The following is a 14,191-nucleotide window of genomic DNA, read 5'->3' on the forward strand; positions in this document are numbered from 1 at the left end:
CACGGCCGGATAAGTTCCGTTGCCGCCTGATCGGCGGGTGTCGGGCGTAGCCTCATATGCATGACCAGCAATGAGACGGCCGGATCGACGAAGTGCGACAACCCGAACTGTACGTGCGAGAACTGCAACTGCGGGAGCAACTGCACCTGCGGTGCCGACACGTCTGAATGACCGCTGGCTCTCCCCATCCGGTTGCGGGCGGTGTCAGCGCCGGGTGCGGGAGAGCTCGCGCAGCATCGCGTTGTACGCGTCGAGTTCGTCGTCGTAGCCACGGTCGCTGTGGCGGTCCTCCCGGGCTCCCGCCCGGCGGTCCTGACGTGCCCATTGCGCCACCAGCGCGACCACCACGATGACAACCGGAACCTCGCTGGAACCCCATGCGATGGCGCCGCCCAGGTGTTGGTCGTCCGAGATGCTCTGCAGCCACGGAAGATTGACCGACCGGTAGAAACTCTCGCCCAGTGATGAGGTCATCGTCATGGTGGCGATACCGAAGAAGGCGTGGAAGGGCATCACGGCGAACAGAAGACCGAGCCGCCCCAAGAAGGGGAGCCGCCGCGGGCCGGGGTCGATCCCGATGATTCCCCAGTAGTAGAGGTAGCCGGTCAGCAGGAAGTGCACCGTCATGAACTCGTGGCCCCAGTGATACCGGATCAAGGTGTCGAACAGGGGCGTGAAGTAGACGAGATAGAGCGACCCGACGAACAAGACGAACGCCGTCACCGGATGCGACAGGAATCGCGTCACCGGTGAATGCACGAACCAGACCAGCCATTCGCGCGGGCCCGGGGACGCGTCTTTGGGGGCGGTGGGGAGCACGCGCAGGGCCAGGGTCGCCGGTGCGCCGAGGACCAGAAGCACCGGGACGAACATGTTCAGCGCCATGTGTTCACCCATGTGCACGCTGAACATCGCCGATCCGTAGGCGCGCACGCCGGAGCTGGTGGTGATCAGCAGCGCGGCGCACCCCAGGGTCCAGGCGATGGTGCGGCCCACCGGCCAGTGGTCACCGCGCCGTCGCAGTCGTGCCGCGGCGTAGAGATAGCCCAGTGCGAGCACGATGGCAGCCGTACCGATCAGCGGATCGAACCGCCACACGGTGGCCAAGCTGAGTGGGCTCGGGGGTGCGTCGAGTTGGTAGCCCAGAAAGACGTCCCACGTCGAGAACTCGTGAAGGGTGAACCGGGGCGGCACACTGTTCGCGGCCAGTGCCAGCGCGGCGGTGACGACGATCATCGCGGCCGCGGACACGGTGTTCGCCAGGCGCGAGGGATGTCGGTGCTTGCGCAGAAACACGATGTCGCACAGCCAGGTCAGCGTCACCAGGAGCCCGGCGGACAGCACGGCGAGCCCGTACGTCGACCGCAGGATCGGCGACCCGCCCAACATCAGCGTCGCCAGCAGGGCCCCGTACACGACCGTGACCGCTCCGCAGACCACGTGCATCATCTGGACCAGGCGGCTGAGGGCGACGTCTGGCAGTGCGGCGGCGACGATCTTGGTGCCCGTCCACACCGCGACGGCGACGGCGAAGACGATGACCGCACTGGTGGCGATGTCATGATCCGGGCCTTGGCCGGCATTGCCGGTGACGGGCACGGCGATCACTGCGATCAGGGTCGGCAGCAGCGCCACACAGTGCCCGATCCAGCGGAGCGCGAATCGGATGCCGACGGCCAGCACCAGCGCAAAGATCGCGGCTGCACACCACCCGCGCGCGGCCTCCGAGGCCGCGATGGCGCTGCCGAGGCCGGGGCTGGTGACGAGGCGGCCCACGGGGATTCCGGCGTCGGCCGACGCGGAGACCACGACCATGGCGGCGGCGCAGCAGGCCCAGAGGATCGCGGCGCGTTCGACCAGCAGGTGCGCTGAGAACGATCCCGCGTCGATGCGCCCGTCTGAACGCGGCCTAGCGGTGGTCACAATCCAGACCAGCGCGCCGGCACACACTGCTCCGGCCAGGGTGGCGGTCCAGTGTCCGAGCAGCCGGGCTGCGCTGGTGGCCGTCCCCGGGTCGGCGATCCCTGCCGCGGCGAGCCGCTGTGCACCCAGTTGGACCGCACACAGGAACAAAACCACCGCGCAGGCCGCGACGGAACCGAACAGCACCGAACGAGCCCGCCACACGCTGGTGCCGTCGGGTGTTTGCACACGCGCCATAGTCGAACCGGCCTTCCGCCGCGGAAACAACGAAACATCGCGGCCAGGCGAGTCTACGACAATATGTCGTAGTGCTGATGGGCGCGGGAACTTTGGCGTAGGCGGCCGCGACCAACAGACGACGACCACAGCCCGACACTCTCGTAGACAGGACCCGGAATGATCGCCGATCTCACGCTCCGGTGGGTGGTAACGGTGTTGTTCGCTTTGAGTGCGGCCGAGTGCGTGTACGCCTTGGTCCGCTCTCGTGGCCGGTTGAGCCTTGCGGTGAGTCAGGCGCTCCACCTGACGATGGCGGTCGCGATGCTGGTGATGGCCTGGCCCCGCGGCTCGCACCTACCGACGGTGGCGCCGATGTTGTTCTTCCTGGCCGCGACTGTCTGGTTCGCTGTCGGCCTGTTGCGGTCCACTACGACGCAAAACCGCCTCGTCGCCGGCTACCACGCCGCGATGATGCTGGCAATGGTGTGGATGTATGCCGTGATGAACGGCAAGGTGCTTCCAGGCGGCGCGGGCACGATGGCCGCCGGTGGCCACCACATGGCTGCGATGCACCCGGCCGGGCACCACGGCGGCGGAGCGGCGATGGTCATGGCACCCCTGCCGGTGCAACCGCCGTGGATTCCCGCGCTCAACTGGCTCTTGACCATCGGTTTCGTGAGCGCCGCCGTGGTGTGGCTGTACCAGTATTTCTCGTCCCGTCAGCAGCCCGGAACGTCGCCGTTCTCGCATTTCGGCACGTTGTGCCGGGCCATGATGGCGGCCGGCATGGCGATCATGTTCGGCGTCATGGTGTAGCGGTTCAGGCAGCGGGGTCGTCGGCCGCGCGGAGATGACGGCGGGTGGGCGTGGCCGCGCCCGGTTCGTCACCGCCCTCGCGTGCCCTGGGCGAGGGGTCTTGCGGGCGGGATGTGCGGGAGGCCAACACCGAGAGCACCGCGGCCAGCACGACCGGAAGATGGCTCAGGGCCCGAACCGGTGTCACCTGAGCGGCTAGCGCGTCCGATGCCACATAGAAGGCCAGGAACCCGCAGTAGATCACCAGGACACAGGCCAGGCCCGTGGCGATACGCCTACGGAAAGCCATTGCCACAGTTGCCAGTCCGAGTGCGGCCGACCACGCCGTGGACTCGTTCAGCAGATGGGCACCGCTGGCCGAGCCGTGATGCGCGCCAACCATTCCGAAATTCATGCCGGCTGCCTGAGCGACCGCCACGACCACCTGGGCCACCCCGATGACGACGATCGCGACGGTCAACCAATACCGGCTCAGCCACTCGCGAAGCCGGCCCAGAGCGGCATTCCGGTGCGGGGGCTGCCCGCTCACCGTGCCGATCAGCCCCGTGTTGGCCAGATCGCGAAGGAACTGCGCTTGCGTTGCGGCCTTGTCATACCAGGCAGCACAGTCGTGGCAATCGCGCAGGTGCTCGTCGACGCGCGCCGAGGGGACCGGCTCACGCTCCCCGTCGAGGCGCGCCGACAGCGCCTCTCGAGCCACCACGCAATCCACTCGGCCATTCTCCCGCATTGACCTCCGCGATTGCACATCTGCTCACGCCGTCGACGAGTAGGGCAAATTGCTGCTGGTTCGCGGGTCGACGTGAACGTGCCTGCCCACATACGGGAAGGCCCGTTGCGGGCAGGCCGGCCGGTCGCAGATCCGGCACCCAGCCCCGATGGGCACGGTCGCTTCGGGGTTGCTCAGATCGATACCCACCGAGTACACCAGCTTGTCGGCGTGGCTGAGATCGCAGCCGAGCCCGATGGCGAAGCTCTTCGGTGTGCCCAGATAACGACTGGGCGGTGACGTGGAGGTTTTCGCGATCCAGAAGTAGTTGCGGCCGTCGGGCATCTGCGCCACCTGGGTCAGGAATTCACCCGGCCGGGCGAACGCGTGGTGCACCACCCACAGTGGGCAGTTCCCGCCGATGCGGGAAAAGTGAAAAGCGGTGGCGGACTGACGTTTCGAGATGTTTCCCGCGCTGTCGGTGCGCACGAAGATGAACGGGACGCCACGCGCGTTCGGCCGCTGCAGCGTCGACAGCCGATGGCAGATGGTCTCGAATCCCACCTCGAAGCGGCGTGCGAGCTGGTCGATGTCGTACCGCAGGTCTTCGGCTGCGGACAGGAACATCCGGTAGGGGAGCAGCAGGGCGCCGGCGAAGTAGTTGGCCAGCCCGATCCGCGCCACATCCCTTGCCTCTGGGCTCAATTGATCGTCGGTGGCGACGATGCTGCTGATCAGCTCCGAGTGCATCAGCAACGCGATCTGGGTGGCGAGCTGAAATGCACGCTGCCCGGGCAGCAGCCACCGTGCGACGTAGAGGGAGCCGGTTTCGGCCAGATATCGACGTTTCACGTTGGGGCCCAGCGCATCTCCGTCGTCCACGATCACCGAAATGCCGAACTCGCCGGACAACAGGTCGGTCAGTTGCCGGTCGAGCCCGCCAACCCGCAGCCGGTGCGTCGAGAAGAGGTCCTCGGCGGCGCGATCGAGCGTGTCGATGTAATTACGGCGGTCGTAGAAGAAGTCGCGGACCTCTTCGAACGGCATGGGTCGTTGGACCCCGGTCTGCGCAGCCAGGTTGGCTCGGCCGTGCACGGCCTCCAGTTCGGCGGTGGTGTCGTGCAGGCGGCGATGCAGGTTCACCACGGTCTGGCCGATCTCCGGCATGCGAGCGACAAGTTCTTCGATCTGGGCGGTGGTCGCACCGTCGACCAGGATCTCCCGAAGGTCTGACACCAGCCGCGCGTCGGCATCCGCGGCGAAGTACTGCGTCGGCAGATCGAAGCGATCGGACAGGGCCAACAACACCGGGACCGTGATCGGCCGCTGATCGTTCTCCAGCTGATTGACGTAGCTGGTCGACAGTCCCAACGCGCGCGCAAGTGCGACCTGTGTCAGGCCTTTCTCGTCGCGGAGCCGTCGCAGCCGGGCGCCGGCGAATGTCTTGGTCACCGATGACGAGGTTACCCCGGCCAGCTTTCGCAGGATTCGCAAAATCGGCCGACCAAGGCCACAAAAATACGCATTTACCGGGTATTTTCCCGGTCGCTCAAGCTGCGTACCGTGCGGATCATGCGTGAACATGACGTCAGAACCCGGCGCAGTGCCGAAGCCTTTCCGCGCGAAGAACACCTGGCATGGAAGATCGCCGAGGTTGCCGCCGACCCGGTGGCCGTACCGCCCGAAACCGAGGCGATGGTGGTCAACCGCATCATCGACAACGCCGCGGTGTCGGCGGCCGCGGTGATCCGGCGCCCGGTGACGGTGGCCCGCGCGCAGGCGCTCGCGCACAAGACACCGCGGGGCGCCTCCGTGTTCGGAGTCCAGGGCACGGTCTCATCCGAATGGGCCGCGTGGGCCAACGGCGTCGCTGTTCGCGAACTTGATTTCCACGACACGTTCCTGGCCGCGGAGTACTCGCACCCCGGGGACAACATCCCCGCACTCGTCGCCGTCGCCCAGCAGCTCGGCGTCAACGGCGCCGACCTGATCCGCGGCATCGCCACCGCCTACGAAGTGCAGGTCGATCTGGTGAAGGGAATCTGCCTGCACCAGCACAAGATTGACCATGTGGCCCATCTGGGCCCGTCCGTCGCCGCGGGTCTGGGCACCATGTTGCGGCTGAACCCCGAGACCATCTATGCCGCAATCGGTCAGGCGCTGCACCTGACCACCGCCACCCGCCAGTCGCGGAAGGGCCTCATCTCCAGCTGGAAAGCGTTCGCGCCGGCCTGGGCAGGCAAGGTCGCGATCGAGGCCGTCGACCGCGCCATGCGGGGCGAAGGTTCGCCCGCCCCGATCTGGGAAGGCGAGGACGGCGTGATCGCTTGGATGCTCGCGGGGCCCGAACACACCTACCGGGTCCCGCTGCCGGCTCCGGGCGAGCCCAAGCGCGCCATTCTCGACACCTACACCAAGGAGCATTCGGCGGAGTACCAGAGCCAGGCGCCGATCGACCTGGCCCGCCGGATGCGTGAGCGGATCGGTGACCTGGATCAGATCGCCACCATCGTGCTGCACACCAGCCATCACACACACGTGGTGATCGGGACCGGCTCGGGCGATCCGCAGAAGTTCGATCCCGATGCGTCGCGTGAGACCTTGGACCACTCGGTGATGTACATCTTCGCCGTCGCACTGCAGGACGGCACCTGGCATCACGAGCGTTCCTACGCTCCCCAGCGGGCGCACCGGCCCGACACCATCGAGCTCTGGCGCAAGATCTCCACGGTCGAGGACCCGGAGTGGACCCGGCGCTATCACTCGGCCGACCCGAACCAGAAGGCGTTCGGCGCCAAGGCCGTCATCACCCTCAAGAGCGGCGAGACCATTGTCGACGAACTCGCCGTCGCCGATGCCCACCCACTCGGGGCGCGGCCATTCGAACGCGAACAGTACGTCGCGAAGTTCGCCGAGCTGGCCGACGGTGTCGTCGAAACCGAAGAGCAACAGCGCTTCCTGGCTGCCGTCGAGAACGTCTCGTCCACGAAGGCAGGTGGACTCGACGCCCTCAATGTGCGGGTCGATCCGCGGGTGTTGGAGAAGGCGCCGACGGTTCCCCCGGGGATTTTCAAATGAGCGGGTTGCTCGGCTCCGCCGTACCGGCCTCGGAGAAGCGCCGAAATCTCCGGCGTGGTCTGCAATCCGGCCGGCTCCTGCGCTTTCCTGGCGCGTTCTCTCCACTGGTGGCCAAGCTCGTTGCCGAGGCAGGCTTCGACGGCGTGTACGTCTCGGGCGCAGTGCTGTCGGCCGACCTGGGCCTGCCCGATATCGGGTTGACGACCCTGACAGAAGTGACGGGCCGCGGCGCCCAGATCGCCTCGGCCACCGATCTTCCGACTCTCATCGACGCCGACACCGGATTCGGTGAGCCGATGAGCGCAGCCCGCACCGTGACAGTGCTCGAAGACGCGGGCCTGGCCGGGCTCCACCTGGAAGACCAGGTGAACCCGAAGCGGTGCGGACACCTCGACGGAAAGGCAGTGGTTCAGACCCGCGAGATGGTCAAGCGGCTGCGCGCCGCCGTCTCGGCGCGCCGTGATCCCGACTTCATCATCTGTGCCCGCACCGATGCCGCGGGGATCGAGGGGATCCCCGCGGCGATCGACCGGGCCAAGGCATACGCCGACGCCGGTGCCGATCTGATCTTCACCGAGGCTCTGCGTACCCCAGTGGAATTCGAACGATTCCGGGAAGCAGTCGACGTGCCGCTGCTGGCCAACATGACCGAATTCGGAAAGTCTGAACTGCTGACAACGCAGCAGTTGTCCGAGATCGGCTACAACATGGTGATCTACCCGGTGACCACGCTGCGCCTGGCCATGCACGCTGTCGAGAACGGCCTACGCGAAATCGGCATGGCAGGAACGCAATCCGGCCTGCTAGGCCAGATGCAGCACCGCGGCCGGCTGTATGAGCTGCTGCGTTACCGCGACTACAACCAGTTCGACTCGGATATCTACAATTTCGCGCTGCGAGGGGTGAAACGATGACCACCGCGAACGACACAGTCAAGCCGAGTATCCACAAGGGGCTGGCCGGCGTGGTGGTCGACACCACCGCCATCTCGAAGGTGGTCCCGGAAACCAACTCGCTGACGTACCGGGGTTATGCGGTGCAGGATCTGGCCGCGCACTGCAGCTTCGAGCAGGTCGCCTACCTGCTGTGGCACGGGGAGCTCCCCACAGATCAGCAACTGGCGTTGTTCTCCCAACGCGAACGGGCGTCCCGGCGCATCGACCGCTCGATGCAGTCGCTGCTGGCCAAGATCCCCGACAATTGCCATCCGATGGATGTGGTCAGGACTGCGATCAGCTATCTGGGCGCCGAAGATCCAGAGGAGGACGACAGCAGGCCCTCGGCCAACTTCGCCAAGTCGTTGCGGATGTTTGCGGTGTTGCCGACGATTGTCGCCGCCGATATGCGCCGGCGGCGGGGGCTGGAACCGATTGCCCCGCACAGCCATCTGGGCTATTCGGAGAACTTTCTCAACATGTGCTTTGCCGAGGTGCCGGATCCGGTGGTCGTCAAGGCTTTCGAGCAGTCGATGATCCTCTATGCCGAGCACAGCTTCAACGCGTCTACCTTCGCGGCGCGCGTGGTGACCTCCACGCAGTCCGATATCTACAGCGCTGTCACGGCGGCCATCGGCGCTTTGAAGGGGTCGCTCCATGGCGGCGCCAATGAGGCAGTGATGCGTGAAATGCTCGAGATCGGCTCTGCTGACCGGGCGGCGCAATGGCTGCACGGCAAGCTGTCGCGCAAGGACAAGGTGATGGGCTTCGGACACCGGGTCTACAAGAACGGCGACTCTCGGGTGCCGACCATGAAGGCTGCCCTGCAACAGGTCGCGGCGGTGCGCGATGGGAAGCGGTGGCTGGATATCTACAACGTTCTGGAAGGCGCGATGTTCGCGGCCACCGCGATCAAGCCGAACCTCGACTTCCCCACTGGGCCGGCGTACTACCTGATGGGCTTCGACATCCCCAGCTTCACCTCGCTTTTTGTGATGAGCAGGATCACCGGGTGGACTGCCCACATCATGGAACAGGCAGCATCGAACGCGCTGATCCGGCCGCTCAGTGACTACAGCGGGCAGCCGCAGCGGGCGCTCTCGTGATCTCCGAGGTTCGGTTCTGGCGGTCAGCCGTCGAGTCGGGGCGTGGTATCGGCGCGTACCGGCGCTGTTCAGATCAAGATGAGCCGCGAGGTGTGGGATAGCCCACGTGCGGTGCGGATGCGCCGGCGCTGAATTGGCTGAGATGAGCCACCGGCGGGGAAAGCCGACCACAACCGCCCAGGCCGCCCAGTCGTTGCATTCGCGGGGTCGACTTGATCGCACCCCTGCGGCCACCGCCGGCCTGCCGTAGGGCGGTCGTGTTCGGCGGAACCTCCGAACTGCCCGTTGCCGACGCGAGAATGGCTGTTGTACTGCGCTTTTGAAACCTCTGCGAATATTTACGGCTGCTGTGAGCCGTATTGGAGCCAGACTGGTATCGCGAAAGGGACGCCACACCAACAGAAGAGTTTTGGTTAGTCTCACCCTCGCTGAACTGAGGAGGGCTGCGGGCCCGGGCACGGCGCACACGTTTGGTGGCGCCCCCGGCCTGCGCCGTACACAGGGGGGATGAGGCTTGACGTGTGAAGAAGTACTGCAGCACAGCGCAACTGACGCTGCGGGTTATCTAACGCAGGGGCCGACGTGACCAACACGTCAACCGCGGACTACCCCGTGCTTCCTCGGGAACGCAAGAACGTTTCAGAGGTGATACGCAGCACGCCGGCACCGCCAGTCCCACAACTGTTGCGGCCGAGCAAGATCCGGGTGGCTACCGGTACCGACGCCGCGATGATCGCCGAGTGGATGAATCGCCCACACCTCGCCAAGGCCTGGGAGTACGACTGGCCGGTCGAGCGCTGGCGCACACATCTGGAAGCTCAGCTCGAAGGCGACTACTCACTCCCGCTTGTGCTGAGTATCGGCGGCGTAGATCGTGGATACCTCGAAATCTACCGGGCTGCCAAAGATTCCATCGCCGACCGCTACGACAGTGCGCCGCATGACCTGGGGCTACACGGCGCGATCGCCGACGAAGAGTTGGTGAACCGAGGTCTCGGGCCGATGCTGCTCCCCAAGATCGTGGCAAGCGTCCTGGCTGCCGACCCCGATTGCCGGCGGATCATGTTCGACCCCGATCACCGCAACACCACCGTGCGGGGATTGTGTGAGTTCGCCGGATGCAAATTCCTCGGCGAGCATCAGATGTCCAACCGCAGGATGGCGCTCTATCAACTCGATCGGGCCACCGCCCGCAAGTGGATGGCTTGAGCTTTCTTACCCCAAACCGGCTGCCTGACAGACGGTTCCATGAGCAATCAAACAGATCGAAATGAAAGGTGAGGCTGGGTCTCGTCGACCAGCCGGGTATTCACTTATGACCACGACTGATTCATCGACATCACCGGCTGTGTCCGACGGACTGGTGTCCATTCTGCGTGACGATCTCGAGCTTCCGTGCCAATCGCTGGATGCGGGCACACGTCTGGTCGAGGACCTCGGCATGGATTCGGTCTCGTTCGCCGTGGGGCTGGTGGCGATCGAGGAGAAGTTCGGGGTGCAGCTCAGCGAGGAAGACCTGATTGCCTGCCGCACGGTGGGTGACCTGCAGACCGTGATCGACGACCGGAGCGCGGCATGAATCCGCTGGCAGGCGCCCTGAGAGAGGCCATGGTCACCTCGCCGCACCACCTGGCGGTACTCGACCGCGACACCGATTCCTGGCAGCGCCGTCCGTGGCCCGAGGTGCACGGTATCGCCGAATCCATTGCGGCTTACCTGTTGGGCCGGGACCGACGGGGAGCGGTAGGGCTGGTCGGCGAGCCGACCGTGGAAATTGTTGCCGCCATCCAGGGTTCGTGGCTGGCAGGTGAGGGAGTGTCGATCCTGCCGCGGCCGCAACGGCGCGCCGAGCCGTCGGAATGGGCGCATGCCACGCTGTCCCGGTTTGCCGGCATCGGCGTGACGACGGTGTTCAGCTATGGCAGCACGCTGGAACTGTTGCGGACCGTGGACTCGCCGCTGGCGGTGTGCGACGTCGCCGACGCCGCACGCACGTCCACATCGACCCAGTTGCGCCATCCCGACCATGCCGATGTCGCGATCCTGCAGGGCACGGCCGGCTCCACCGGTTCTCCGCGCACCGCGACGTTGGCGCCGGAGGCTGTGCTCAACAACATCCTGGCGGTCACGCAGCGATTGTCGCTGAGCCGCAACGATGTCGGTTGTTCCTGGTTGCCGATCTACCACGACATGGGCCTGGCGATGGTGCTGGCGTCGACGATGTCCGGCATGCCGTTGTGGCTGGCGCCCACGGGGGCCTTCTCGGCGGCGCCGCTGCGGTGGGCCGAATGGCTGTCCGAATCGTCGGCCACCTTCACCGCCGGGCCGAACTTCGGATACTCGGTACTCGGCCGCTTCGCCAATCGGGTGTCCGACGTCGACCTCGGTGCGGTGCGGATCGCGATCAACGGCGGCGAGCCCGTCGACTGTGCCGGTGTCGATCGATTCGCCGTCGGCATGAGCCGGTTCGGCTTCGACGCTGCGGCGATGACACCGGCCTACGGGATGGCCGAGTCAACCTGCGCAGTCACCCTTCCCGCCCCAGGGGAGGGTCTGCGCATCGACATCCCGGATGCGGCGGATATCGACCGGCGCTTTGCGCTGCTCGGGCGGCCCGTGCCGGGTATGGAGGTCCGCATCGTGCCGTCTGCCCATGACGACACCGGCACATCCGGCGAAGTCGAGATTCGGGGCTCGTCGATGATGACCTGCTACCTGGGAGATGCGCCGGTAGACGCGGGCAGCAACGGCCAGTGGTTCCCGACCGGCGATATCGGCTACCTCGTCGACGGCGCGCTGGTGATCTGCGGCCGGTCCAAGGAGATGATCACCATCGCCGGGCGCAACATCTTCCCCACCGAGATCGAGCAGGTCGCGGGCGAAGTCGAGGGTGTGCGGGAAGGAGCGGTGGTCGCTGTCGGCACGGAATCCGGTGCCGCACAATCCCGATTGCTGGTGGCAGCCGAGTTCGTCGGCACTGAGCAGGACACCACCCGCAGTGCCGTGATCCGGCGCATCGTGTCGGTGTGCGGGGTGACACCGGCCGATGTGGTGCTGATGTCGCCGGGATCCTTGCCACGGACGTCATCCGGAAAGCTCCGGCGCTTGGAGGTGCGTCGTCAACTGGAGGCCGCGCGGTAGCCGCGCAGTCCGCGCGATGAGTTCTACCCTCGTTCCGAGTCCAAGCAGTATCCACTGCTGACCGAACGGGAGAGAACCTCGTGGCACAACTGCTCAAAGTCCAGAATTTCAACGTGTCCAGCGACGGATTCGGCGCCGGCGAGAACCAGAGCTTCGAGCGCCCGTTCGGTCATGCCGAGCCGGCGACGATGTTCGCCTGGGCCGGAGCCACGGCCAGCTGGCCCAACCGGACGGACCCGGGCGGCAGTCGTGGCCTTGACGACTACCTGACCAGGGACTTCCATCACAACATCGGTGCCGAGATCATGGGCCGCAACAAGTTCAGCCCGTACCGGGGGCCGTGGCAGGATCACCCCGACTGGCAGGGCTGGTGGGGAGAGGTGCCGCCGTTCCACACCCCGGTTTTCGTGATGACCCATCACGAGCGACCGTCACTCACCCTGTCGGACACCACCTTCCATTTCGTCGATGCCGATCCGGCGACCGTCCTCGAACAGGCCCGGGCCGCCGCACAAGGCAAGGATGTCCGGCTGGGCGGGGGTGCGTTCACCATCCGGGAGTTTCTGGACGCCGACCTCGTGGACACCCTGCACGTGGCGGTGTCGCCGACCGAGTTGGGCGGTGGGTCTCGGCTCTGGGAGTCACCTGAGGAGTTGGACGATCGCTTTCACCATGACGTGGTGCCAAGCCCCGGCGGCGCGGTCACGCATCACTTGTTCTGGCGGAAATGAGCTAGCCCGGTCGGCGGAGGCCGTCACGACGCGGCGCAGGTTTCGGTCGGCAGCCAGCGGGTAATGCACTGAGCTGACCCGGAGGGAGATGCTGCTCATGACGGCGATCACCGCATATCGCGGACTGCTTCGCACAATCAACCTGCACGTCGAGGACACCGGAGGCGCCGGACGCCCCGTGGTGCTGATCCACGGTTGGCCGCTCACCGGAGAATCCTGGGCCCCACAGGTCGATGCCCTCGTCGCGGCCGGATACCGGGTGATCACCTATGACCGCCGGGGTTTCGGCCGAAGCGACACGTCACTGGTGGGCTACACCTACGAATCGCTGTCCGATGACCTTTCGGCATTGATGGAGGAGCTGGACCTACGCGATGCGACTCTGGTCGGCTTCTCCATGGGCGGGGGAGAAGTGGCCAGCTATTGCGCCCGCAAAGGCACCGCCCGAGTGCGCAGCGCGGTGTTCGCGGCCTCGGTGACTCCGTATCTGCTGCATTCCCGCGACAATCCCGAGGGGCCGTTGAGCAAGACGCAGGCCGCCCAGATGGCGATGTCGCTGACGAAGAACCAAGACGCGTTCTACGACCGCATGATGACCGACGTCTTCTCGGCCAACGGACAGTTGACGATCAGTGAGGATCAACGCCGGCAGGCGTTGGCGATGTGCAGGCAGGCCAGTAAGAACGCCGCACTCGCCTGCCTCACCGCCTTCGGTAACACCGACTTCCGTGAGGACCTGCCCCGGGTCACGGTGCCCAGCCTGGTCATTCACGGAGACGCCGATACGACTGTGCCGCTGGAGGGTTCAGGACGTCGCACGCACGAGGCGTTACGCGACAGCCGGCTGCACGTCATCGCCGGCGGGCCGCACGGAATCCCGATCAGCCATGCCGACGAATTCAACGAGGTGTTGTTGGCGTTCCTCGCGCAAGAGTTCGTCGCGCATTGACTAGTCGCGGCAACGCATCCCGCGCTCGAAGGTACGGATGACGGCAGGAGCGGCCGCGTGTTGCGGCATGAGGCCGTCTTTGGAATCTTGGCAAGCCCACATGACCAACCCGTAGAGCGCGTGTTCGAGCCACTGGGTGCTCGACTCCGGGTCGAACACGCCTTCGGCTTGGCCGCGTGCGATCAGATTGGTGAGATAGCTGTTATCCGGCATCGCCTCGGGGGGCAGGTCACGGAGCAGGTTGGGGTCGTCGAAAAGAAACAGCAGCCGGTTGCCGACCGAGATCATCGCGTTGATGACGCGCCGCATGGCATCGACGGGGCAGCCGTCCTCGGGGGCAGCAGCGGCCACCGCGGCGGTCACCACCTGCACCGAGTCGACGATGGTGGCGTTGATCAGGCTTTCCCGGTCGGGGAAGTAGCGGTGCACGGTGGTTCGGCCGACGCCGGCTGCCTTGGCGATCTCGGGCAACGTAGCGGTCCGGTCGTCGGCCAGGACTGCGGCGGCGGCCTCGATGATCGCGGCGCGGGTGCGCGCCTGGGTAGCCGAGAGCTCGCCGGTACTCATCCGTCGATGGTATCGGC

Annotated in this window: 13 protein-coding genes; 9 read left to right on the top strand and 4 right to left on the bottom strand. The window is 65.9% G+C overall.

Annotation, left to right across the window (positions count from 1 at the left end; all coding sequences use genetic code 11):
- Positions 1-204 precede the first annotated feature (204 nt).
- The gene (locus K6L26_RS11690) at positions 205-2,160 is read right to left on the bottom strand and encodes a cytochrome c oxidase assembly protein (RefSeq protein WP_019344582.1); all 1,956 of its coding nucleotides are present in this window, start codon (positions 2,158-2,160) and stop codon (positions 205-207) included.
- A gap of 159 nt (positions 2,161-2,319) precedes the next feature.
- Between K6L26_RS11690 and K6L26_RS11695 the strand changes: the two genes are divergently transcribed.
- Entirely contained in the window at positions 2,320-2,958 is a 639-nt protein-coding gene (locus tag K6L26_RS11695; protein WP_019344583.1) for a DUF5134 domain-containing protein, read from the top strand.
- A gap of 4 nt (positions 2,959-2,962) precedes the next feature.
- Here K6L26_RS11695 and K6L26_RS11700 read toward each other — a convergent pair whose 3' ends face one another.
- A complete protein-coding gene (locus K6L26_RS11700) occupies positions 2,963-3,658 on the bottom strand; it encodes a DUF2275 domain-containing protein (protein ID WP_162562717.1) in 696 nt (231 codons plus the stop codon).
- Positions 3,659-3,712: 54 nt separating this feature from the next.
- On the bottom strand, positions 3,713-5,119 hold the full coding sequence (locus tag K6L26_RS11705) for a short-chain fatty acyl-CoA regulator family protein (RefSeq protein ID WP_019344585.1): 1,407 nt from the start codon (positions 5,117-5,119) through the stop codon (positions 3,713-3,715).
- Between the two features lie 120 nt (positions 5,120-5,239).
- On the opposite strand from K6L26_RS11705, the gene prpD reads away from it, so the two are divergent.
- From prpD to K6L26_RS11745, 8 genes are all read left to right on the top strand, one after another.
- A complete protein-coding gene (prpD, locus tag K6L26_RS11710; protein WP_043368191.1) occupies positions 5,240-6,745 on the top strand; it encodes a 2-methylcitrate dehydratase PrpD in 1,506 nt (501 codons plus the stop codon).
- Entirely contained in the window at positions 6,742-7,659 is a 918-nt protein-coding gene (gene prpB, locus K6L26_RS11715; protein WP_047038262.1) for a methylisocitrate lyase, read from the top strand. Before prpD ends, prpB begins: the two co-directional genes overlap by 4 nt.
- Positions 7,656-8,786, top strand: a complete 1,131-nt coding sequence (locus K6L26_RS11720; protein WP_019344588.1) for a bifunctional 2-methylcitrate synthase/citrate synthase — start codon at positions 7,656-7,658, stop codon at positions 8,784-8,786. Before prpB ends, K6L26_RS11720 begins: the two co-directional genes overlap by 4 nt.
- A gap of 612 nt (positions 8,787-9,398) precedes the next feature.
- Positions 9,399-9,995 carry a GNAT family N-acetyltransferase gene (locus K6L26_RS11725; protein WP_050979135.1) on the top strand — a complete coding sequence of 199 codons (597 nt, stop codon included), beginning with the start codon at positions 9,399-9,401 and terminating at the stop codon, positions 9,993-9,995.
- A 61-nt stretch (positions 9,996-10,056) separates the two neighbouring features.
- The gene (locus tag K6L26_RS11730) at positions 10,057-10,365 is read left to right on the top strand and encodes an acyl carrier protein (RefSeq protein WP_076111739.1); all 309 of its coding nucleotides are present in this window, start codon (positions 10,057-10,059) and stop codon (positions 10,363-10,365) included.
- Positions 10,362-11,927: a long-chain-fatty acid--ACP ligase MbtM gene (mbtM, locus tag K6L26_RS11735; protein ID WP_047038265.1), complete on the top strand. Its 1,566-nt coding sequence runs from the start codon at positions 10,362-10,364 to the stop codon at positions 11,925-11,927. The genes K6L26_RS11730 and mbtM overlap by 4 nt, the downstream gene beginning before the upstream one ends.
- A gap of 80 nt (positions 11,928-12,007) precedes the next feature.
- Positions 12,008-12,658 (top strand): dihydrofolate reductase family protein, encoded by a 651-nt coding sequence (locus K6L26_RS11740; protein WP_019349200.1) that lies wholly within the window; start codon positions 12,008-12,010, stop codon positions 12,656-12,658.
- A gap of 97 nt (positions 12,659-12,755) precedes the next feature.
- Positions 12,756-13,607: an alpha/beta fold hydrolase gene (locus K6L26_RS11745; protein WP_043371654.1), complete on the top strand. Its 852-nt coding sequence runs from the start codon at positions 12,756-12,758 to the stop codon at positions 13,605-13,607.
- Here K6L26_RS11745 and K6L26_RS11750 read toward each other — a convergent pair whose 3' ends face one another.
- Entirely contained in the window at positions 13,608-14,174 is a 567-nt protein-coding gene (locus tag K6L26_RS11750) for a TetR/AcrR family transcriptional regulator (RefSeq protein WP_019349202.1), read from the bottom strand.
- Positions 14,175-14,191 lie beyond the last annotated feature (17 nt).

This window comes from Mycobacterium farcinogenes, from assembly GCF_019739075.1.
GTDB lineage: Bacteria > Actinomycetota > Actinomycetes > Mycobacteriales > Mycobacteriaceae > Mycobacterium > Mycobacterium senegalense.

What these genes read in the sequence shown, in the direction of transcription:
- K6L26_RS11690 (WP_019344582.1), bottom strand. Translation starts at nt 2,160, where the DNA reads ATGGCGCGTGTGCAAACACCCGACGGCACCAGCGTGTGGCGGGCTCGT.
- K6L26_RS11695 (WP_019344583.1), top strand. Translation starts at nt 2,320, where the DNA reads ATGATCGCCGATCTCACGCTCCGGTGGGTGGTAACGGTGTTGTTCGCT.
- prpD (WP_043368191.1), top strand. Translation starts at nt 5,240, where the DNA reads ATGCGTGAACATGACGTCAGAACCCGGCGCAGTGCCGAAGCCTTTCCG.
- prpB (WP_047038262.1), top strand. Translation starts at nt 6,742, where the DNA reads ATGAGCGGGTTGCTCGGCTCCGCCGTACCGGCCTCGGAGAAGCGCCGA.
- K6L26_RS11720 (WP_019344588.1), top strand. Translation starts at nt 7,656, where the DNA reads ATGACCACCGCGAACGACACAGTCAAGCCGAGTATCCACAAGGGGCTG.
- K6L26_RS11730 (WP_076111739.1), top strand. Translation starts at nt 10,057, where the DNA reads ATGAAAGGTGAGGCTGGGTCTCGTCGACCAGCCGGGTATTCACTTATG.
- mbtM (WP_047038265.1), top strand. Translation starts at nt 10,362, where the DNA reads ATGAATCCGCTGGCAGGCGCCCTGAGAGAGGCCATGGTCACCTCGCCG.
- K6L26_RS11745 (WP_043371654.1), top strand. Translation starts at nt 12,756, where the DNA reads ATGACGGCGATCACCGCATATCGCGGACTGCTTCGCACAATCAACCTG.
- K6L26_RS11750 (WP_019349202.1), bottom strand. Translation starts at nt 14,174, where the DNA reads ATGAGTACCGGCGAGCTCTCGGCTACCCAGGCGCGCACCCGCGCCGCG.